The organism is Paenibacillus sp. cl6col (assembly GCF_900102125.1).
Taxonomy (GTDB): Bacteria; Bacillota; Bacilli; order Paenibacillales; family Paenibacillaceae; genus Paenibacillus_B; species Paenibacillus_B suaedae.
In genome coordinates, this window is sequence record NZ_FNAZ01000004.1 from 377,492 (window position 1) to 399,430 (window position 21,939).

Consider the following 21,939-nt stretch of genomic DNA (forward strand, 5'->3'; position numbering starts at 1 on the left):
CCAAGACCAAGACCAAGACCAAGACCAAGACCGAGACTAAGACAACGATCGAGACCGAGACCGAATCCGAATCCCCAGTCATCTTTCTATGATTTGTTTCTTTATGTTTAACTGGGCTTAATTTCTCCGCTGGTTCCCTGTTTACTCCAAGCACGCTGGCGCTTGCAGCTGCAGAACGCGGCGGAGCACCCGGATGGTGCGAGCGGCGATGTCATGCACATCGTCTGGCGTGGCGCATAGCGGCAGCCAGAAGTAGAGGGTGTCCCCGAGCGGGCGGAGGATGAGTCCATCCTCGAAGCCCGCCTCGTACATTTGCGCCCCGATGCGCTGCTCGGGAGCAAATGGTTTGCGGTGTTCGACATCCTCATATAGGTCGAACGCCGCAACGAACCCGAGCTGCCGCACATTTGCAACGTGTGGCAGCTCGGCAATGCCGCGCATCGCCAAACTGAGCGCGGCAATGGTGTCCTGCGCTCGTTCGAGTGTATGCTCCTCCTCGAACAGGCGCAGGGAAGCGAGGGCCACGGCGCACGCCACCGGATTGCCGGTGAAGCTGTGGCCGTGGAAGAATGTCTTCTGCGCCGCGTAATCATCGTAGAACGCGGCGTAGATGCTGTCGCGGCACAGTGTAGCCGCGAGCGGCATTATTCCTGCGGTCAGCCCCTTGCTGAGACACATGATGTCGGGGCTGACCCCGGCGTGCTCACAGGCGAACATCTTACCCGTTCGCCCGAACCCCGTTGCGACCTCATCCGCAATAAGGTGGACATCGTACGCAGAGCACAGCTCGCGCAAGCCTTGCATATAAGCAGCAGGCGTCATGATCATGCCGCCAGCGCCCATCAGCATCGGCTCGACGAGGATGCCCGCGAGTGTATCACCCTCGCGTTCGAACAGCTCGCGCACCGGCGCTAGTGCCGCCTCCGCGACCTCCCGCTCGCGAGCAGGACCGGATATGCGCGCGGTGCGCATATCCGGCGCAGGCACGCGGTGGGCATGGAACAGAAGCGGCTTGAAAAGTGAATGGTAGAGCGGAACTCCGCCCACACTTACCGCGCCCAATGTATCACCATGATAGCTGCCTTCCAAATAAACGAACTTTGTCTTCGAAGGGCGGCCGATCTGCTGCCAGTATTGGAAGGACATCTTAATAGCCACTTCCACAGCAGTCGATCCATTGTCCGAATAGAATACCTTATTTAGCCCCTCGGGGCTAAGCTGGACAAGCTTCTCCGCCAGTTCTATCCCTGGGGCATGAGTTAAGCCGCTGAACATAATGTGATCGAACTGATCCAACTGCTCGGCAATCGCAGCCTTAATGCGTGGATGCCCATGTCCGTGAAGGTTGCACCACCAAGAAGACACGGTGTCGTAATAGCGACGCCCTTCTGCATCGTATACATACATGCCCTCCGCACGTTCAATTAACACATGATCACGATCGGCATACTCCTTCATTTGTGTAAAGGGATGCCAGACATACGAACGATCCTTATGTAGAAGAGATTCCCGTTTTTCTGTTTCCATCTCATTTCCAGCTCCTTTGTAAATAACGAACGCTCTGAATCTTTAATGTTAACCAATAATATTTAATAAAGGTTAACATTAAAGATTCAGCAGGGCAAGAACTTTACACCAGGGGGAGTGCAGCAATTTTCATCAACAGGAGAGCATTGTCTGAAGAGAGACACTATCTGCAGGGGGATTTCGTCAACAGGAGGGTATTGCTTATAGAGAGACACTAACTACAGGGAGACTTCGCCTACAGGAGAGCGTTGCCTAAAGAGAGACACTGTCTACAGTGAAACTCCGCTTATGGAGGACATCGTCAGCAGGGAGAACGCCGTCTATAAGTACTCCGTCTACGGACGGAGCAGCTTATTCACCTGGAGAACGAATATAAGATCCATCGATGGTCGCTTGTTGCTACCAAACCCTATAGGTATCATTTACCATATAGGGAGGGGTGGAACGTGAATCCTGTTATTTATGAACTCGACCATGTGAGTCAAATGTATAAACGCGGCAAGGTGAAGGCGAATGTAGATATTTCGCTGCAAGTGCAAGAAGGTGAAATATTGGGGGTGCTTGGCCCCAATGGAGCGGGCAAATCAACCCTGATCAAGCAGATGATTGGACACCTGAAACCTACAGAAGGAAAGGTGCTATTCAAGGGGATGGATGTATCGCGCCATACGAAATATGTGGCACAGCAGGTTGCCTATTTCTCGCAGGATCCGCATGTTTTGTCTGTGTTGAAAGCACAAGAAGCGCTGGAGTTTACCGGGCGCCTGCGAGGAATGACAAAAGCGGACGCCGTAAGACAGTCAGCGGAGTTGCTGGAGATGGTGGGATTGTCTAACTTTCGCGATAAGCAGCTAAAGCATTTGTCTGGAGGGCAACGGCGGATGATTGGCATCGGGACTGCATTGATCGGCCGTCTTCCAGTCCTTATTTTCGACGAGCCAACGAATGAACTGGATCCCACGAACCGCCGACTCGTATGGAATTTAATTAAGGAACGCAATCGTGAAGGGGCGACCATTATCCTAGTTACGCACAACGTGCTTGAGGCAGAGCAGGTAGTGGATCGGGTTGCAGTGGTCAATCATGGACGCTTGCTAGTAATTGATGCGGTCGCCAAGCTAAAGCAGAAGGTCGATCAGCGGCTCAAATTCGAGCTGACCACGGAGTTTGGCCGCCGTGAGGCTGCCGAGCAGGCTTTGAGACAGTGGGGACAGCTTCATATTGATGGCGAGAACCGGCTTCGTTTGCTCGTAGACAAATCAGAAGCGAGCCTTGTGCTCGATTATATTGTTCGTTCTCCTCACTTGCCGATCGAGGAATACGCGGTAAAGCCGCCAAGTTTAGAGGATGTGTATTTCCATATTGATCGTCAAGCAGAGCAGGAGGTGCAGGATGTATGAAATCAGAAGCAGCAAGCAGATCTGATATCGTCAGCCAGTCTGCAGTCAAATCAGCAGTCCCATTCGCAGGTACAAGAGGAATTGGGCGGAAGTTGACAGAGTTTATAATCCTAACCCGAATTCAATACGCCAACATTCGAGACACATGGGTGTGGGTTCTGTTGATGTCAACAATGTTTCCATTTACAACCATGCTCTTCATGATTTCTTTTACTGACAATCCGAGTCATGAAGCATTGATCCGGGTCATTGCCGGCAACCTCATATTTGGTATTATCGTAACGGGGATGAACTCGATGGGGCAGGAGATATCGTGGCAGAAGCATCAAGGTCATTTTACGTACTACTTGTCATTGCCGATATCCAAGCTGAACTTCGTAATTGCCAATATGCTGAAAGGCTTAATGAGTGCCCTTCCGTCCTTTGTATTGCTTGCATCATTTGGGAAATGGGGATACGGCATTGATTTTCATATTACATGGGCGCTGCCGATTGTTGTGCTATTGTCCTTGACCAGTGTTGTTGGCGTCGGTGTAGGCATCGGGTTCTGGTCGCCGAATCATCAGCTGACAAATATGCTTGTGCAGGCGCTGATGATGTTCGTTACATTTCTGTCGCCCGTCATGGTCGATATGCATCAGCTGCCATCATTATTGCAGTGGGTGGCCTATATTTTTCCGACCACCTATGCGGCAGAGGCGATGCGGGGAGTACTTTTGACAGGATGGACAACAGATGTCATGCTGAACAGCATCGTACTGCTGGGGTACAGCATAGTATCGATTCTTGTGATTCATTTCTTGGTGAAATGGCGTGTAGGCGAATAATTGATTCTGGAGCGTATGTGGGCGCTGTCAGCCGTTATAGGTTGGGCAGCGCCTCTTGCATGTGATACAATTACCGCAAGATTAATTTCATGTATATATCTGGAAGCGTTGATCTGCAATTGATCGGCGAAGCCGCATGGAAGGAGAGGATCAGGATGATACATGGATTAGGGCATGACATCATCGAAATTGAGCGTGTCAACAAGCTGCTGCATGATCATATCGGTGTACGATTTATCGCTCGTATACTAACAGAACGCGAACAGGCCGTATATGCGACCAAGGGAGGAAGGCAGGTCGAATTCGCCGCTGGCCGATTCGCTGCCAAGGAAGCGATTGTGAAGGCGTTTGGAACGGGAATCGGAGAAGTGATCTCCTTCCAAGACATCGAGATATTGCCGGATCAGCTCGGCAAGCCGATTGCCCGATTGAGCAAAGCTGCTTGGAAGCGGCTCGGCTTGTCCAGCAGGGAATATCGCATTCATCTTAGCATCTCGCACCAGCCGAGCATTGCGTCGGCACAGGCTATTGTAGAATGGCGTACGTCAGATACATAGTGGAATGGGGGAGTAAGATTATGGCGCCGGAAGACGTGCTTCTGGAGGTATGTGACTACATCGGGTGCGACAGGTCGGAATTGCATATAATTGGTGGTTACGATCTTAATGTATACGAGGCAGCTATTGTAGGGAGAAGTCCTGTCATTATAAAGCTATATGAGCATGGAATTCATAATACGGCACATATTCAGTCTGAAGTTGAATGGGTGCAATATCTTCATGAATACGGTATTCCGGTTGCAGCACCGCTTTCTTTAAGAGGTCAACTTGTTCATTCCCTGCCAACTCACTTTTTTACGATATATGAGAAGATATTAGGCCAACAAATCCAGATCCATGATGAGCAAGTGTGGAATGAACGCTTATTCAAGGATTGGGGGGCAGCCCTTGCGCAGATGCATGCAGCTTCAGAAGCTTACGATGGATCTCCTCTTGTCCGTCCGCATTGGAAGGAGCATGCACTGTACCAGCAAGAGCATCATCAGCTTGATCCGACTGTGCGGAGCAAATGGAAGCAGTACTGCAAATGGTTGTCTGAACAGACGGTCACCCCCGCAGAGTATGGAATTGTTCACGGCGATCTTCATCAGGGCAATCTCCTGATTAAACAGAATACCCCAGTTATCATTGATTTCGGAGACAGCGAATACCATTGGTACGCATATGATGTGGCGATCGCCATCTATCATGCTGTCTCCACTGTGCAAGCTCCAGAAGAACGGCGCAACTTCGCCGAGCGCTTCCATGATGCAATGATGGAAGGTTACACAAGCCATCGCTCCACGAGGCTTATTACACCACGATTGAATGACTTCATCGATTATCGACATGTATTTTCCTATGTTTATCACCATACCTATGCAGACTTTAGCAAGTTGACGGATCAGCAAGTACTCTTTATGCAAAATATGAAACAGTCCATCATCCAGCAGGATCATTTTTTAGGATTTTCACTTGTGTAGCAGGTAAGTGGGGAGTTCGGAACGTGCATGTTTGATTCGCCATGTCCATGCACAGACCCTGGTTGTCCGTCCGCCCTTATTTGCCAGTTCGAACGTTGAGGAAGTTCAGGCGTCGGGCAACCTTCAGCTAAGCTTTAGTGGCTATACAGAGGATGTGGTAAATGAAGGGTTTCGAAGCGGTTAGTTCACTCTTGGCGAGCGTAGGGAGTCGCGTGTTCCATTACTAAGCGAGGTAGGGGAATCGGCTGTCGACCATTGGTATGATAGGCAGCATGTGAGCGGGAGCGGAACCTTTTCACCAGGATAATAATGAACAGCGTAAATAGAAAATGGGGTCCCGACAAGGGTACCCCATTTTTATGTAAGAGTCTGCTAAATACTGATAAGCATGAAGCGTTCATTAGGCCTCAAGAGCGTCTACATATTGCTTCGCCTCTACGAGCGACAAGCCGAGCACTTCTCTCGCCTTTTTGACTGCAGCTACTTTCTTGCCTTCGCGTACAAGCTGAAGCACCTCGTCTTGAACAGGGTGTCGAGGCAGGCCGACTTCTTGGGCGATGTGGTCATAGCTTACCTGCATTGCCTTGATGCGTGCCTCCATGGCGCTTACCTTGTTGTACACAGATAAGCATACGAATAACGTGATGAGTGATATCGTGATAGATAGGTATTCCATTCGAACATCCCCTTTCGATCCCTATATTTCTATTATCTATTATAGCTGAAAGGATAGGCTTCTCAAAGCAAAACGGCTTATTGCCGTCCTTGCTTACTATGGGGTGTTCGTATGTTGGCAATACTCATCGAGCACTTATCTTATAGGGCTATCGGCCTCGAGGGGGAAGAGGCTACTTCTTGCTGGCGAGCCAGTCAGCAATTTTGTCGATTTCTTCTTTTTCCAGACGTCCGCCTTGGGCAGGCATGAGTTTGCCGCCATTTTCAATCGTATTCGCAATCTCTTCCTTCGTCAGCTTGCTGCCGATCTTTTGCAGGTTTGACTCTGGCCCCATCATCCCTTGCATTTCATTGCCGTGGCATTGCATGCAATTGTTTTTATACAGGGTGACAACTTCTTCTGGACCTTCTAGTGCAGCTGATTTTTTGGCGTTTCCTGAGCTGCTCTCATTGCTGCTACTTGCTCCTCCGCCGCATCCGGCAAGCAGTCCTAGCAAGGCGATACCGGCGACAATTGGGATGAAGCGTGTGAACATTCGACGTTGTGGCACTGATGATGCCCTCCATTCTATTGGGACATTTCTATATGAATAGTATAGAAATTCCAGCACCTCTCTTGCAAGCGCTGGTGTGGATTGTTGGCAGAACGTTCACAACTGGTTCCCTTCATGTATAATGGGCAAGGAGACTGCGCTTATAGGATGAATACTACCTACTAGAGACAAATCAATAGACAAGAGACAGGAGGCCGTCATGGACGAGCAAAAGAGATATTTCAGCCGCGAGCTTCTGCTCTGGTATCGGGCGAATAAGAGGGATCTGCCTTGGCGGCGTCAATCGAATCCCTACTACACATGGGTATCCGAAATTATGCTGCAGCAGACGCGTGTGGAGACGGTAAAGCCGTATTTCGAACGCTTTATTGGGAAATTCCCTACCGTTGAGGCGCTGGCAGATGCACCTGAGGAAGAAGTGCTGAAGGCATGGGAAGGGCTCGGATACTATTCCCGGGCGCGTAATTTACAGACTGCAGCACGAGAAGTGAAGGAACAATACGGCGGACAAGTCCCTAATGACAAGGCGAAGGTGTCCGCGTTAAAAGGCATTGGGCCATATACATCCGGTGCGATCATGAGCATTGCCTTCAATCGGCCGGAGCCGGCAGTGGATGGAAACGTAATGCGGGTGCTGTCGCGTTATTTCCGCCTGCATGATGATATCGCAAAGCCAGCAACGCGTGTTCATATGGAGCATTTGGCACAGGAACTTATTCCGGAGGGCTGCGCATCCGATTTCAATCAGGCACTAATGGAGCTCGGTGCGCTCGTGTGCACGCCAAAATCCCCGTCATGTCTGCTCTGCCCAGTTATGGAGCATTGTGAGGGACGCATGGCAGGAGAAGAGCTTATCCTGCCGATCAAGACAAAAGCGAAGCCGCCGAAACCGGAGCTTCGGTATGCGGCATTGATTGAGGGAACTGGAGAACATGAAGGCAAGGTGCTTGTCCGTCAACGTCCGGATACCGGCTTGCTGGCGAAGATGTGGGAGCTGCCGCATATTCTCGTACCGAAGCAGGTGGGCATCGTCGGGATGAGCGACGCTGAGTCGTATGCGATTCTGCATCATTCCTTGCAAGCGGAGGGGGTAGATGTTGCGCCCGTTGAACACTGGATGGATGCGGAGCATACGTTCAGCCATATTCATTGGCAAATGCGCGTGTACCGCTGTAATCTTCGCAATCTGCAGCCGAAGGACAATACCGTATACAAATGGGCAGGTCCAGAAGAGATGGAGGAGCTTGCCTTCCCGAATGTATTCGTGCGATTGTTAAAAATCCGCTTTCAGTAATCCATTTAGTTACTTTCGTGACATTTATTCTGGTGTAGATTTTAAAGATTTACTAGACAAATTAAAGGGTGCTTGCCGTTTAGGCGGAAGTTCCCTTTTTTTCTATTTCGTAAACGTTTACAATGGTCACGACAACATTGTGGAAGCGTTACCAAAGTTAGGAGAGACTTCGGATACGCTTGTTGAGGCATTGGATTTGTCTATACAACATCAAGAGAAAGTCGTCACTTTGGAGGGGATTCTAATGAAACGATTGAAACCGACTATACTTTCCCGAGGTCAGATAAAACGCAAGTTTGCCTTGATGCTCAGCACAGCGATGATTGCTGGATCGCTTGCTGGCTTCGCTGGCCAGGCAGAGGCTGCGCAGCCGCATTCCTCGTATTGGTACCCGGATACGCTATTGTCGTGGTCGGCACAGACAGACAAGGATGCGGCATTCAACCGCAGCTCCGTGAAGCTGGACACTTCTCGTGTACAAGGAGCGAAGGTGAACCCGAATGCGAAGTCAGACGCCAAGGTCATGGCGCTTGCTTCGATGTACAAAAGTACGAGCGGTGCACCATCGCAAGGCAATGACAGCTTCCATGGCTACGCGTTCAGCTACTGGCAGTATGTTGACAAGCTGATTATGTGGGGCGGATCTGCCGGGGAAGGCTTGATCGTTCCTCCAAGTGCGGACGTAATTGATGCAGCGCACAAGAATGGCGTACCGGTATACGGCACCGTATTTCTTCCACAAAAGGAGCACGGCGGTAAAATCGAATGGATGCGTGATCTGATCCAGCAGCGTGAGGACGGTACGTTCCCTGTTGCAGACAAACTGATTGAAGTCGCGAAATACTATGGCTTCGACGGCTGGTTCATTAACCAGGAGACACAGGGCGGCACGCCGGAAGATGCGCAGAATATGCAGAAGTTTTTAAAATATTTGCAGAAGATCAAGCCTTCCAATATGGAAATCATCTGGTATGACTCCATGGTGAAGGATGGCCCTGTGAAATGGCAGGGTGGACTGACGGACAACAATAAGATGTTCTTCCAAGATGGGGAGGAGCGAGTAGCTGACAATATGTTCATCGACTTCCGCTGGCAGTTCAAGAAGGATGGCAAGTACGACTACGTAACGCCATTCCAGAACTCGCCGAAGGCAGCTGAGCAATTGAAGCGGGATCGCCATGAGCTGTTCGCAGGTATGGATTTGGAAGGCGGCGGCGGTTATCAAGGGGAGTACAACTTCCCGGTATTGTTCCCGGAAGGTCAGGACGCGGTGACATCGCTTGGCCTGTATCGCCCAGACTGGGCGTTCAATACAACCAAGACGAATGACGAATTCATGAAGAAGGAGCAGCGTCTGTGGGTAGGCGATAGCCTCGATCCATCCAAGACGAAGGCGAACGATTGGGCATGGCGTGGCATTGCGCATGATATCGTAGATAAGACGGTCATTACGAAGTCTGACTTCGTGACCCATTTCAATACAGGTAACGGTACGCAGTTCAGTGTATTCGGCAAGAAGGTTCGTGATCGTGAATGGTTCAACCGCAGTCTGCAGGACGTTCTGCCGACATGGCGCTGGATGGTTGACGAGTCTGGACAGAAGATTGCACCGAGCTTCGACTTCTCGAACTCCTTCTATGGCGGCAGTTCCTTGAAGCTTCAGGGCGAGGTTGCGGAAGGCGCTTCTTCAAATGTGAAGCTGTACAAGACTGATGTAGAGGCGACAGCTGCTATGCAAATGACGTTGACGTACCATTCGAATGCACCGGAAGCTGCTAATCTGAACATCGGTGTTGCGTTCGAAGGAGCACCGGATACATATACGTTTGTGAAGCCTTCTGATACGAAGGCAGCTGGCGCGAAGGGCGACTGGACACAGGCAACTTATGACTTGAGCCCATATGCGGGCAAGAAAATTGTTGGCGTATCCGTTCAAGTGGAAGGCAAGGCCAATGATAATCTATACTTGGCAAATGTAGGGGAGTTTGCGATCCGCGATAAGAATGAGAAGACGGCTCCTGTAGGTCAAGTATCGGATGTACGTATAATTGAAAACGATGTCCGTGACGGCATTTATGCAGACGCTCGCTTGACGTGGACAGCGCTGGGCAACGATGTGCAGTATTACCAAGTCTATCGTGTGAAGCCGGACGGTTCCCGTGAATTCATGGGCGCAACAGGCAACAACTATTACTATGTGTCTGAAATGAAGCGCGGCGGCGACATGGAGAAGACGACGCAACTAGCAGTCGTTCCGGTGAATCGTCACTATGAGGAAGGCCGTGTAGCAATGACTTCGTTTGACTGGCCTGAATATCCATCCCCTAAGGCAGACTTCGAGGCGGATAAGACGTTCGTGGCGCCAGGTGAGGAAGTACAGCTAACAGATAAGTCTTCGGAAGTGACAACAGAATGGGAATGGAGCTTCCCAGGCGGAACGCCTGAGACAAGCAAGGAGCGCAATCCGAAGGTAAGCTTCGCGAAGGAAGGCACGTATGAAGTGAAGCTGACTGCGAAGAATGCAGTTGGTGAAGATGTAATGACGAAGTCGCAGCTCATTACGGTATCCAAGGAAGCAGCGTTCCGGGCAGAGGATTTGGCTAAGGGTGCGAAGACAGAAGCGTCCAGCTTCGTCAATGACAGTGAAGCGCCGCATTTCGCTGTTGACGGCGAGATGCATACGAAATGGTGTGCAGTCGGCAATGAGAAGCACTGGCTGAAGGTGGATCTGGGCAAGGCGTATGATGTAACGCAGTTCATCGTACACCATGCAGAGGCTGGCGGTGAATCGGCTGCCTTCAATACACGCGAGTTCACGATTCAGCTCAGCATGGACGGCGAGAATTGGACGGATGCTGTGAAGGTGACGGACAACGAGAAGGGCACGTCCAAGCACGCGATTGCTAAGACCAAGGCTCGTTATGTTCGCCTTAACGTTGAGAAACCAACCCAAGGCGGAGATACAGCAGCTCGTATCTACGGCTTCGAGGTGCAAGGCATTAAGAATGTAGCTACTGAATAATCGAAGATTCGAAGATGGATAAGAGGGTCTTCCTCATAGTCGACGATGGTCGGCGTGGGGGAGGCCCTTTTTTATGGGCATAATGATTGTTAGGTGGACAACCTCTACTTCGATTGCTTCCGGTGTCAGGCTAGAGGAAGATAGAATAGGGAGAATTGTTGGTTCATAGTGTGATGGAACAGGTATGCAAACGGGTGAAAAAATAATGACATTATATTTATGTTATATTGGATAGGGAAGACTCCAATGAAGATGACATGTACTTTAGGGAGCGGCGTTAAATGAAGCGAGAAGCCTCCGACCTAGAACATAGGGAATAATAGCGAGTAGACCGTGATTAAGATTTCAAGAATGTGTAAACCATCTGCCAGTAAAATGGTTGATAGCAATTACTAAAGAGAAAGGAGTGAGAGAGATGGCTGAACGCATCATTTTACCTTTTGGAGATCCGATATTGCGCAAGCGCTGCAAGCCAGTTACGGAGCTGAATGCGCGTACGATATCGCTGCTTAATGATTTGAAGGATACCCTGTATGCTGAGAAGGGAAGAGCAGGACTTGCGGCACCGCAAATTGGGATTTTGCGACGTGTTGTCGTCATGGATGTCGGAGAGGGATTGATTGAATTGATTAACCCGGAGGTCGTTGAGACGGCTGGCGAGCAGGAAGGGATGGAGGCTTGCTTGTCTTATCCTGGGTACTATGGCAGAGTGAAGCGGCATCAATATATTAAGATAACAACGATGAACCGGGATGGTGAGACGGTCACATTGGAGGCCGAGGATTTCTTTGCCCGCTGCATCCAGCATGAGATGGATCATTTGGACGGTGTGCTGTTCATTGACCGTGTAGAGGATGATTATCTTGTCCATGGAACGAATCATCAGCATATGCCGCTGTTTCATGCACTTCGACTAACATCCCCAGAACAGCGTACCTAAGGGTGGAAGAGGCAGTTCCTCCATTTATCGCAGTATGTACCTGTGCTTCATAGACTTGAATACACGAAAGGTATTGGATGTTGGCTGAATCTTCTTTTTGTGGGGAAATAATTGGTAAAGTGTTCCGGCGCTTGGGGTCGAATGATAGAAGTAATCATTTAATCGATAAGTGGAGGTGCAGAGGGATGGAGGAGCTACATCAACGATTTCTGGAGCAGCAGCTTCCCCGTAGGTATACGAATCTTGCTGCCGAGAAAATGCTTGTGGAGAAGTACCGCGCGATTGAAATCCCAGCAGAGGTGCTGGCTGATTTGCAGCGCGATCCACTGGCGAATTTTGAACAGGTATTCAAGTGCTTCAAGATTGAGGATCGTGATGTTCTGAACCGGATATATAGTGATACGGAGAAGGGCATTCAAGAAGAGCATAAGGCCAGATATGAGGAGCGGGAAGCTGAACATAGGCCTCCGGAACCATCGGAGAAGGAATGGATTCGGATTCGAAATGGAGAGCTGCTTCGAGTTGTACTCACTAGTGAAGATGGGGAGCATATGCTCGGATTTACCGTGCAGGGATTGTGTTATGAATTAGTTGATGATCTTATGATTATGAAGGGGATTCCTCAAGGGGAAGAATGTTCACTGAACAACGAGTATTATGTGCACTATCTTCAATTACTACAGCGGCAGGGTCATTTATAAGGCGATGACGAAAGGGGAGGTCGGTGCTCAGCACTGCCTTTTTTTTGTATAAGCGGTCTTCCACTTACACAATTCGGCATGTATGTACAGAAGCGCAAGAGAGTCCATGGAGTGAGCAATTGCAAGCAATTATTATCGAATGAAGAGTGAGGTTCTGCAGTGAGCAGAACCTCTATTTGTTCGCCACCAGCACTCTGATTATATGCCCTAGTGTCTAGTGTCTGGCCTTATGCATTCTTATGCAGTGATCTTGTCCAGTATCATGAAGGCAGCGCCGATCGCAAGCGCCTCGTCACCGTAGCTGCCCTTGCTGAACATGACCTGATATTGCGGATAATGATAGGTTTTGCGAATAGCTGTTTGTGTTGCGGTATAGAAAAATAAATCATTCGCGTTCATGAGCGGTCCGCCAAGCACCACTTTCTCTGGATGGAGAACGTTGAGCAGGTTGGCTAACCCAATGCCGAAATAAGTAGCAGCCTGCGTTACAATCTCGGTCGCCAGTGGATCACGCCGCCGCAGCGCCTCCATAATATGCGCATATGAAATGTCGGAGCTTGCCCCCGCGATTTGCTCAAGCAGACTGCGGCGACCCATTCGGATGAGTGCGTTCGCTTCACGTTCTATGGCGTATACGGTGGCATATGACTCCAAGCAGCCGTAGTTGCCGTTCCCTGTACGTGGGGGAATGCCATCTGCCTGAATGATCATTTGCCCAAGTGAGCCCTCCATGTCGACAGCCCCATAGATAAGCTTGCCTTCGGACATCATCGCGGAACGGAGCCCAATGCCGACATGTACGTACAGCATATGCCGGACATCTCTTGCTCGATTGGCCCACGCTTCTGCCCGAATTGCGGTGTTCGCCCCATTATCGAGCATGATAGGCATGTTCAATTGTCGTTCCAAGTCATTGACGATCGAGACATTCTCCCAGCCTGGAGAAGGGAAGAAGCTAGGCTGCAAGATGACACCTTCGAATCGATCCAGCGGACCGACGGCGCCGATTCCAAGACCGAGTACCTTATCTGGGCTGAGCTTATGCTTGCCCGTCCAGTGCTTAATCTGCTTCGTTACTTCTGCCAACAAGTATTCCGGTGTCATGAGTGCAGTCATTTCCCATTCGCATGTATCGAGCTTATTTCCGGCCATGTCCAGCATGACGAGGCGGGAAGAGGTGCGGGAGATATCAAGGCCGAATGCATAGCCGTAATCAGGAACGACTCGGTATAGAATCGGTCTGCGTCCGCCAGTCGAAGCGCCAAACCCGCATTCAGCGATGAGTCCAAGCGCAGTTAGCTCCTCCAATACACGAGTCAGTGTGCTGACCGTAAGCCCGCTGTATTGGAGCAAGTCCAGCTTCGAGATTTCATCGGTACGTCGAATGAATTGAAAGATTTCCTTCGCTTTGGAGGAAGGAATGTGTTGATCCAATGATTTATCCATATATAACAATCCCCGCAATTCCTGACAATAGGATGACGGCTATCGGATGGAGCTTCAGCTTCATCAGCGCAAGCAGTGCACAGGCGAAGATTGCGACTGGAATGAATGATGATAATGTCCACTTCGCCGTGAGCCCAGAATGCATCGCCATGTTGACCGCCGCATAGGCGATCAGTGCGATTACGGCTGGCTTCATGCCGTCAAGTGCAGACTGCACCCACTGATTATCATACACGCGGTAGAAAATAGTGGCAATAAGCAGCATGATGATTGCAGATGGCAGGATAACTCCAAGCGATGCAGCAATACTGCCGATCAAGCCAGATGCAGTATACCCAACATATACGGCGCTGTTCATTGCAATAGGGCCTGGAGCCATGCCAGCGAGTGTGATTGCTTCCGTATACTGCTCTGCAGTCATCCAGTGATGAGACAATGCTTCGTGTTCAATAACCGGAAGCATCGCATATCCGCCTCCGAAGGAGACAAATCCTAGTTTAAAAAAAGTCCAAAAGAGTTCCCATAACATGGTGCATCCATCCTTCTTGTTCGATTATGGGAGGCTAACCATATCTATTCCATCAACCTAGACCGCTCTATTGTTGTGCTGCTTCGCTTGGCGGGAGCGGGTGGCGCTATTACTTGTGCGCGGTGGCTTGGAACGGTCGTGTGGATGGTCGCCCATAAAGCTGCTGCGAGTGATCCAATTCAGTACGAGACCAGCGGCTGCTCCAATGGCTAACATGATAACGGGGTGGAGTGAAGTCCAGAACAGCAGTGCTAATGTGGTCAAGGTGATGGTCCATGTGAACACATTGGTTAAGGTGCGCGTGCCCAGACGCACGGCTGCATATACAATAAGTGCAACGACAGCAGGTTTAATACCGAACAATGCTGCCTGCACATACGGTTGATCACGTAGTCCGGCTGCTCCTGCGCATAATAACAGCATAATGGCAATAGTAGGCAAGGAGATGCCGATGACTGCTGCGGCAAGTCCGGATAGGCCGGCAATGCGATAGCCGACGAGTGCGGCGACATTGACACCGATTCCGCCAGGGGCGGCACCAGCTAGTGCAGTGATTTCCCCCATATCATCTGCTTCTAGCCATTTGCGCTTTTCGGCGATTTCCCGTTCGATGACAGGCAAGATTGCATAACCGCCGCCGAAGGTGGTCGGTCCAATCTGGCTAAAGGTCAGAAACAATTGAAGGAGAAGGGTGCGCTTCTTTATTCGCTGCGCGGGACGGAGAGCATTTTGATTCATGGTGATTATCATCCCTTCCGTTCAGTGGTATGGTAGCTTCAGTATAACGCACTTAATTCCATTTTGGAATAAACTATTTAACTAATAGATGTAAATGATCTGTAATATGAAGAATTTGAATTGCGATTTATTGTATTTTAGAGGGAGTTTCATCTATATTGGAATCATGTTGGCATGCATCTCGATTCGTTTACACGAAGAGGTGGCATGATTGAAGAAATTAAGAAGATTACAGGGACATAAGTGGGAGTCATTTCCCATTACTTATTGCGAAGGCAGTCGAGGAAGGGAGCAAAATGCCAGCGAGCTTGTGGCGGAGGGCTTCTATATATTAATATGGAATTATTAACGTAAGGAAGTAGGCAGCGTTTGCAACCAGTAACGGAAGCCGATGCCAGAGGAGGTACATTGGATAAGCGAATATCTCTCGGGCTGTATGTTCTCGCTGCTGTACTCATCTTGGTGTACCATGAGAAGCTGCTTGCTGTACTGCGTCATATGGAGCCTGGAGCAGGTGCGCTCATCATTATGTTTCTTGCTGCTGTCGCTATATCCCTATTTCCTGTCATTCCATTCGGTCTAGTGGCAGGGATTATAGGCGCTACTTTTGGCTTCTGGATTGGGGGCTGGATCAACGTGGCGGCTTCGACGGTAGGGGCTGCTTTGATGTTCCTTGCTGTTCGAAGCGGGATATCCAAGCAGGGCAGGTCGTATATCGAGCGTATCGGCTTACTTCGAAGCTTTAATCAATTAATGGAACGAAATGCATTCACTGCTGTACTTATCGGACGGATGATTCCCATTGTCCCAGCTGTAGCGATTAATGCATATGCGGCCATGCTGTCTATCCCTCTACGTACCTTCATGGTGGCAACTGTATTAGGGAAGCTGCCGGTTATGTTCCTGTTCGCCTATGTCGGCGAGCAGTTGCTTCAAGACTGGACAAGGATTCCGGTCGTCTTGCTTCTATATGCCGTGTACGTGGCTGGCATTTATGGAATACATCGAGTCGTGGAGCGATGCCAATCAAGGCGTGGCCGCACGTAGCGACACAAGGAATTGCGATAATATCGTTATGGAGGAAAAGTTGAATATGTCCAACATTGCATCAAACATTACACAGCTCATTGGCAACACACCCCTAATGGAGCTGAACAACTACAGTCGCAAGCATGGCCTCGGAGCGAGGCTCGTTGCGAAGCTGGAAGCATTCAATCCTGGTGGAAGCGTCAAGGATCGTATCGGATATGCAATGCTTAAGGCAGCCGAGGAGCAAGGTGTCATCGACCGCAGCTCGGTCATTATTGAACCGACAAGCGGCAACACGGGGATTGCATTGGCGAGCGCTGCTGCAGCACTTGGTTATCGTATTATTATTACGTTGCCAGATACGTATAGTATGGAGCGCATTAAGATGATGAAGGCGCTTGGTGCGGAAATCGTGCTCACGCCTGGATCAGAAGGGATGCAGGGTGCAATTCGGAAGGCGGAGGAGCTTGCCGAGAGCATTCCGAACTCGTTCATCCCACAGCAGTTCCATAATAAGGCAAACCCAGAAATGCACCGGAATTCGACAGCACAGGAAATATGGCGCGATACGGACGGAGAAGTGGATATCTTCGTGGCAGGGGTCGGCACTGGTGGGACAATTAGCGGTGTAGGCGGCGTATTGAAGGAGAATAAGCCATCGGTACGAATTACAGCAGTTGAACCTGCTGATTCTCCTGTTCTGTCAGGAGGCAATCGCGGCCCGCACATGATTCAAGGTATCGGCGCTGGCTTCGTGCCGAGCACATTCGATCGCAGCATCGTTGATGAGATCATCCGGGTTACGAACGAAGAAGCATTCACTGCAGCGCGCGAGCTTGCGAAGCAGGAGGGCTTCCTAGTTGGTATTTCCTCAGGCGCAGCCTTGGCAGCTGCAACACAGCTGGCGAAGCGCCCTTCGAATGCAGGCAAGATGATTGTTGTGCTGCTGCCGGATACAGGCGAACGTTATCTGTCGACGCCATTGTTCGAAGGCTAAGCGGCAGGCGCTGGAATACTTATTATATACGTGTCATGGTCAGTAGCAGTGTGACGAGGTAACTGCTGCGTACAGCGAAACAAGGTATGAACGTAACATGGTACAAGAAAACAACGTACAACGAAATAAGCATCAGCTGCAGGGAAGCACATGAATCTCTGTAAATAAGAAGCCCTGATCCTGTGCAAAGCAGGTCGGGGCTTTTTGCATATGAATAATGTGTTAACATCATAAGCGCTGCTAACAAAAACAGCCGTCCTCCGAGCAGAAAGCCTGCAAGGGGGCGGCTGTTGCCAATGCATGAATTACTTGTTCAATGCATCCTCGTATCGTTTTTCAACTGCTGACCAGTTCACAACGTTCCAGAACGCGGAAACGTAGTCAGGGCGTTTGTTTTGATATTTCAAGTAGTATGCATGCTCCCATACATCCAAGCCGAGGATAGGCGTCTTGCCTTCCATAATCGGGCTGTCTTGGTTAGGCAGGCTGTATACGGACAATTTGCCGTTAGCATCTACTGCAAGCCATGCCCAGCCGCTGCCGAAGCGTGTAGCTGCAGCTTTAGCGAAGTCTTCTTTGAACTTGTCGAAGCCGCCAAGCTCATTGTTGATTGCATCAGCCAATTTGCCGGAAGGCTGGCCGCCGCCGTTTGGCCCGATGATTTCCCAGAACAGGGAGTGGTTCGCATGGCCGCCGCCGTTGTTGCGCACAGCTGTGCGGATGCTCTCAGGAACAGCATCCAAGTTAGCGATAAGTTCATCCAGGGATTTATCTTGCAATTCTGGAGCAGATTCCAAAGCTGCGTTCAAGTTCGTCACGTAAGTGTTGTGGTGACGATCGTGGTGAATCATCATTGTTGTTTCATCGAAATGTGGTTCTAAAGCGTTGTTGGCATAAGGAAGAGCTGGTAATTGATGTGCCATTGTGTCATACCTCCTAATAATTATGTAGCATCTTATATACTTCTAACCTAATTAAACATGAAGCGAACGAATAAATCAACATAAATGTTGCGAAAGTCTGTATTGAAAGTAAAGCCTTCGCAATTCTTCACAAATAGATGAATAACAGCCTGTCATTCAACGCTATCATATTACCCGAAAATGGTTCTTTTCAAACGAATGCTCCATTGGAGAACGATGGATCAGGGCTAGCAATGAATACGAATTCTTTACAATTTCTATAACCTTTTCTTGTATTGGGTAATGTAAACGCTTTAAATAAAGCGTTTACAAGAGAAAACGAGAGATTTTCCGATCTTTTTTATGGAAGTTGAAAGATAAAGAAGGATTTTCGCGATTTTTGTCGTATTTGTAAAGGTATTGCACAATCTATGTAGATAACCACAAAATACAGATTTAATGTAAAGGCGTAGAAAGGTGTTAGACAGAGAGACAACCGATCACGAAACCAAGCTCAGGATGAGGGAGAGTAAGTCATGAATGTTCGTTCCTTTCGTTTGTCGGATTATCTTCCGGCAACCCAGTTGTTGAAGGAATCACTGTCAGATGAATGTTGTGAGAAGACGCTGGAAGCATTCGCGCGTCAGTTATCGTTGGACGGAGAGCTGGTGCTCATCGCAGAACATGAGGCATCTAGTGGGGAGCAGGCTATTGTCGGACTTGTCATCGGAACCGTTGATCGTAACAACGGCTACTATTACCGCCTTGCCGTACACCCAGATTATCGCAATCAAGGAGTAGGCAAAGCACTGGTAGCGGGATTGGAACAGAAATTCCAACAACGCCGCGTCAAAAACATTATGATTGCTGTGGACGAGCATACAGAAGTCGTATTGCCATGGTTTGAGGCATTGGGGTACGGAGCGAAGGATATGCTGCGCTCCCTGTCGCAGCTGCGCATCGTTGCAGGGTAACGGCGCGCAATCCTGTATTGCAGATGTATTGCAAGGTCGCAATCGGCCTCACTCGGTAAGAGTGGCGATACACGATTTACTATAGCCAAACATTGTACAAGGAAGCATATCTTCTCAACCGTTGCATTCGGGGAAAAGATATGCTTTTCTATTAGTAAAGCGAATTGAACGCAAAGCCGAGGAATTAGCATGAATCGTTATGAGGAAGCTCTTGTGAAAAGTTTCAAGCACGATGGTCACCTGCATCGGGTATGGCTCGAGAACTGGCTTGTGCCCTCCACGATGCGGCATCCTGATCATGTGAAGGAAGACATGTACGTCCTTATCAATAGTCAGACGCCGATTCGGGAGTCGGATGGGAAGCAGTGGGTCAGCAAGATTCCTGCTGTCACCTTCTTCATCCCGAAGCAGTGGTTCAACGTTGTTGCTCTTATCGAGGAATGCGGTATTCGGTATTATTGTAATATAGCATCGCCTCCATATCGGTGCGGCAATACTTTCACTTATATTGACTATGATTTGGATGTCATTCGCATGACGGATGGGCAAGTTCAAGTAGTGGATCAAGATGAGTATGAGCACAATCGCTTAACCTATCATTATCCGGAGCTTGTTGAGCAGAAGGTGAAGCTAGGCCTGGATCAGGTGTTGGAGTACATTGAGCAGGGTCGTACTCCATTCCATGATGGCACGGTACGTTGGTATTACGAAGAGTGGAAGCGGTTGTTAAACGAACCTCATGAACAGTAAGCAAGTAGACATGAAATCGGTGAACGGCGCCTGTTCCAGAACTTAGTTCATGGATGCATGGTGCCGTTTCCGATGTTGGCGGATTGTGGACAGGCTTTTTTTATTTAGCAATAGCGCATTAGCGAAATGAATGGAATATGAAAATACATCATGAGACGACAAGGAGGTGAATGGGATGCTTGATTCGAAGAAGCTGAATGAACAACAAAATCATGAAGAGCGGGCGGTATCTAATCAGGGTGCTTCCAAGGATCGGTGGCGCCAGCTGAAGCAGGATATTATAGAGGCTGCCCCGGCACTCGGAATTGATCAGGTCGGCTTTACGACGGCAGACCCATTCATTGAATTGAAGGCGAGGCTGCAGCATTCCATTGACCAAGGCTATGCCTCGGGATTCGAAGAGCCTGACTTGGACAAGCGTACTCGCCCCGAATTGCTGCTGGAGGATGCGCGCTCAATCATAGCCATTGCTGTGGCCTATCCTTCCAAGCTGGAGGAATCGCCGAAGTCGAAGGCAGGCTCCTATCGGGGAATGTTTGCGCGGACTGCATGGGGACTTGATTACCATCATGTTCTGCGTGATCGCCTCGCGAAACTGGAAGCATTCTTACGTGAGCGCGTGCCTGAACAGGAACTACGGGTACGAAGTATGGTGGACACAGGAGAATTAAGTGATAGGGCCGTAGCAGAGCGTGCAGGTATTGGGTTCAGCGGCAAGAACTGCTCGATTATTTCGCCGCAGTGGGGATCGTGGATTTACTTGGGCGAAATGATTACGAATATTCCGTTCCCGTCTGACGAGCCTGTAACAGAAGACTGCGGCGAGTGCACGCGCTGTCTTGATGCTTGTCCGACAAGTGCCCTTGTCGGCCCTGGGCAGTTGAACGCGAACCTGTGTATCTCCTTCCAGACGCAGTCGAAGGACATCTTGAGCCATGAGATGATGACCAAGATGGGGAATCGGCTGTATGGCTGCGACACATGCCAGATCGTTTGTCCCAAAAATAAAGGAATGAATTGGACGCACCAACCCGAAATGCAGCCTGATCCCGAGAAGGCGAAGCCTCTTCTCGTTCCAATGCTGCAATTATCGAATCGTGAATTTAAGGAGCAGTTCGGCTCATTGTCGGCTGCATGGCGCGGCAAGAAGCCGATCCAGCGCAATGCGATTGTGGCACTTGGGAACTTCCGTGATCGAAGCGCGGTTGGGGAGTTGCGTGCCTTGCTGCGAGAAGATACGCGTTATGATATTCGTACGACAGCCGCTTGGGCGCTTGGTCAGATTGGCGGTACTGATGCGAAGCAGGCGCTGCTGTCAGCCTTGAATCGTGAGAAGGAGGATGCCGTTGTGCAAGCGATAGATGATGCCCTGCAGCAGTTCGACAATCATGTGGAACCTATTTATGTGCAGGAGATGGAGTCGCCGATAGGGATGCTGACCGTTGCCTCATCGGCGACAGGACTGTGTTCTATTGAATTCGGCAGTGTGTTGGATACCTCAGCGCGTCTGAACGCCTGGGCGCAGCACACATATGGTCGGGCTGCCCTCCAGCGTCATCCGGAACGGCTGCAGGAGGCAATTCGCCAATTGGAGGAATATTTCAGAGGGGAGCGGCAATCGTTCGATTTGACGCTTGATTTCCAAGGAACGCCATTCCAACGTGAGGTGTGGCGCGCTCTAATGGATATTCCGTACGGGGAGACGAGATCCTATAAGCAGATCGCAGAGGCAATTGGACGTCCGCAGGCAGTACGAGCAGTCGGTGGGGCGAACAATCGCAATCCGATTCCGGTTATTGCGCCATGCCATCGTGTCATTGGAGCAGATGGCCGACTGGTCGGGTACGGCGGGGGGGTGGACAAGAAAGTTACTCTCCTTAAGCTGGAAGGCATGCAGGCGAATGAAGAACGGATGCTGACTGCTCCTTAATGGAACAGGGGATATTTGTCACGATTGATGGTACGTGCTATCATAGTGGCGGTACGGTATATTCGAAATCGAACGGCACATCGATCTCTTTTCGTTTTCTATGTGAAGTTTTCGGTGGATCATTCACGGAATCTGTACCCTACTTGAATATAGAAGCAATGAGCTAAACTTGACGATGTTGG

The 21,939-nt window shown here is 49.8% G+C and carries 20 protein-coding genes; 13 read left to right on the forward strand and 7 right to left on the reverse strand.

Going from position 1 to position 21,939, the window contains the following annotated elements; all coding sequences use genetic code 11:
* Positions 1 to 141: 141 nt before the first annotated feature.
* Positions 142 to 1,527 carry an adenosylmethionine--8-amino-7-oxononanoate transaminase gene (gene bioA / locus BLS15_RS13535; RefSeq protein WP_090512021.1) on the reverse strand — a complete coding sequence of 462 codons (1,386 nt, stop codon included), beginning with the start codon at positions 1,525 to 1,527 and terminating at the stop codon, positions 142 to 144.
* A 446-nt stretch (positions 1,528 to 1,973) separates the two neighbouring features.
* On the opposite strand from bioA, the gene BLS15_RS13540 reads away from it, so the two are divergent.
* The 4 genes from BLS15_RS13540 (at position 1,974) to BLS15_RS13555 (ending at position 5,276) form a co-directional block, all read left to right on the forward strand.
* Positions 1,974 to 2,927, forward strand: a complete 954-nt coding sequence (locus tag BLS15_RS13540) for an ABC transporter ATP-binding protein (protein WP_021256154.1) — start codon at positions 1,974 to 1,976, stop codon at positions 2,925 to 2,927.
* Positions 2,924 to 3,754, forward strand: coding sequence for an ABC transporter permease (locus tag BLS15_RS13545; protein WP_083545264.1), 831 nt, complete (start codon positions 2,924 to 2,926; stop codon positions 3,752 to 3,754). Before BLS15_RS13540 ends, BLS15_RS13545 begins: the two co-directional genes overlap by 4 nt.
* Before the next feature lie 155 nt (positions 3,755 to 3,909).
* Positions 3,910 to 4,311, forward strand: a complete 402-nt coding sequence (gene acpS, locus BLS15_RS13550; protein ID WP_021256152.1) for a holo-ACP synthase — start codon at positions 3,910 to 3,912, stop codon at positions 4,309 to 4,311.
* Positions 4,312 to 4,331: 20 nt separating this feature from the next.
* Positions 4,332 to 5,276, forward strand: coding sequence for a phosphotransferase enzyme family protein (locus BLS15_RS13555; protein WP_021256151.1), 945 nt, complete (start codon positions 4,332 to 4,334; stop codon positions 5,274 to 5,276).
* Between the two features lie 400 nt (positions 5,277 to 5,676).
* Here BLS15_RS13555 and BLS15_RS13560 read toward each other — a convergent pair whose 3' ends face one another.
* Together BLS15_RS13560 and BLS15_RS13565 are read right to left on the reverse strand one after the other, a co-directional pair.
* Complete coding sequence (locus BLS15_RS13560; protein WP_021256150.1) at positions 5,677 to 5,952, reverse strand: hypothetical protein; 276 nt, start codon at positions 5,950 to 5,952, stop codon at positions 5,677 to 5,679.
* A 172-nt stretch (positions 5,953 to 6,124) separates the two neighbouring features.
* On the reverse strand, positions 6,125 to 6,502 hold the full coding sequence (locus BLS15_RS13565; RefSeq protein WP_090512026.1) for a c-type cytochrome: 378 nt from the start codon (positions 6,500 to 6,502) through the stop codon (positions 6,125 to 6,127).
* Between the two features lie 202 nt (positions 6,503 to 6,704).
* On the opposite strand from BLS15_RS13565, the gene mutY reads away from it, so the two are divergent.
* From mutY to BLS15_RS13585, 4 genes are all read left to right on the forward strand, one after another.
* Entirely contained in the window at positions 6,705 to 7,799 is a 1,095-nt protein-coding gene (gene mutY / locus BLS15_RS13570; protein WP_021256148.1) for an A/G-specific adenine glycosylase, read from the forward strand.
* A 244-nt stretch (positions 7,800 to 8,043) separates the two neighbouring features.
* Positions 8,044 to 10,821 carry an endo-beta-N-acetylglucosaminidase gene (locus tag BLS15_RS13575; RefSeq protein WP_090512030.1) on the forward strand — a complete coding sequence of 926 codons (2,778 nt, stop codon included), beginning with the start codon at positions 8,044 to 8,046 and terminating at the stop codon, positions 10,819 to 10,821.
* A gap of 415 nt (positions 10,822 to 11,236) precedes the next feature.
* On the forward strand, positions 11,237 to 11,761 hold the full coding sequence (gene def, locus BLS15_RS13580) for a peptide deformylase (protein ID WP_021256146.1): 525 nt from the start codon (positions 11,237 to 11,239) through the stop codon (positions 11,759 to 11,761).
* Positions 11,762 to 11,946: 185 nt separating this feature from the next.
* Positions 11,947 to 12,462: a hypothetical protein gene (locus BLS15_RS13585; protein WP_021256145.1), complete on the forward strand. Its 516-nt coding sequence runs from the start codon at positions 11,947 to 11,949 to the stop codon at positions 12,460 to 12,462.
* Positions 12,463 to 12,699: 237 nt separating this feature from the next.
* On the opposite strand, the gene BLS15_RS13590 is transcribed toward BLS15_RS13585, so the two are convergent.
* Genes BLS15_RS13590 through BLS15_RS13600 form a run of 3 tightly spaced genes read right to left on the reverse strand, consistent with a single transcriptional unit; the run spans position 12,700 to position 15,175 of the window.
* The gene (locus BLS15_RS13590) at positions 12,700 to 13,908 is read right to left on the reverse strand and encodes an ROK family protein (protein ID WP_090512033.1); all 1,209 of its coding nucleotides are present in this window, start codon (positions 13,906 to 13,908) and stop codon (positions 12,700 to 12,702) included.
* Positions 13,901 to 14,437, reverse strand: a complete 537-nt coding sequence (locus BLS15_RS13595) for a chromate transporter (protein ID WP_021256143.1) — start codon at positions 14,435 to 14,437, stop codon at positions 13,901 to 13,903. The genes BLS15_RS13590 and BLS15_RS13595 overlap by 8 nt, the downstream gene beginning before the upstream one ends.
* Before the next feature lie 57 nt (positions 14,438 to 14,494).
* Entirely contained in the window at positions 14,495 to 15,175 is a 681-nt protein-coding gene (locus tag BLS15_RS13600; RefSeq protein ID WP_090512037.1) for a chromate transporter, read from the reverse strand.
* 369 nt (positions 15,176 to 15,544) lie between these two features.
* Here BLS15_RS13600 and BLS15_RS13605 point away from each other — a divergent pair, with 369 nt between their 5' ends.
* Complete coding sequence (locus tag BLS15_RS13605) at positions 15,545 to 16,222, forward strand: TVP38/TMEM64 family protein (protein WP_021256141.1); 678 nt, start codon at positions 15,545 to 15,547, stop codon at positions 16,220 to 16,222.
* 46 nt (positions 16,223 to 16,268) lie between these two features.
* Positions 16,269 to 17,201 carry a cysteine synthase A gene (gene cysK / locus BLS15_RS13610; protein WP_021261186.1) on the forward strand — a complete coding sequence of 311 codons (933 nt, stop codon included), beginning with the start codon at positions 16,269 to 16,271 and terminating at the stop codon, positions 17,199 to 17,201.
* Between the two features lie 305 nt (positions 17,202 to 17,506).
* Here the strand turns inward: cysK and BLS15_RS13615 are convergent, their stop codons facing one another.
* Positions 17,507 to 18,124, reverse strand: a complete 618-nt coding sequence (locus BLS15_RS13615; protein ID WP_021256139.1) for a superoxide dismutase — start codon at positions 18,122 to 18,124, stop codon at positions 17,507 to 17,509.
* A 515-nt stretch (positions 18,125 to 18,639) separates the two neighbouring features.
* Between BLS15_RS13615 and BLS15_RS13620 the strand changes: the two genes are divergently transcribed.
* From BLS15_RS13620 to queG, 3 genes are all read left to right on the forward strand, one after another.
* Positions 18,640 to 19,077 (forward strand): GNAT family N-acetyltransferase, encoded by a 438-nt coding sequence (locus tag BLS15_RS13620; protein ID WP_021256138.1) that lies wholly within the window; start codon positions 18,640 to 18,642, stop codon positions 19,075 to 19,077.
* Positions 19,078 to 19,266: 189 nt separating this feature from the next.
* Positions 19,267 to 19,827 carry a DUF402 domain-containing protein gene (locus BLS15_RS13625; RefSeq protein WP_021256137.1) on the forward strand — a complete coding sequence of 187 codons (561 nt, stop codon included), beginning with the start codon at positions 19,267 to 19,269 and terminating at the stop codon, positions 19,825 to 19,827.
* Between the two features lie 175 nt (positions 19,828 to 20,002).
* Positions 20,003 to 21,757 (forward strand): tRNA epoxyqueuosine(34) reductase QueG, encoded by a 1,755-nt coding sequence (gene queG / locus BLS15_RS29830; RefSeq protein ID WP_021256136.1) that lies wholly within the window; start codon positions 20,003 to 20,005, stop codon positions 21,755 to 21,757.
* Positions 21,758 to 21,939 lie beyond the last annotated feature (182 nt).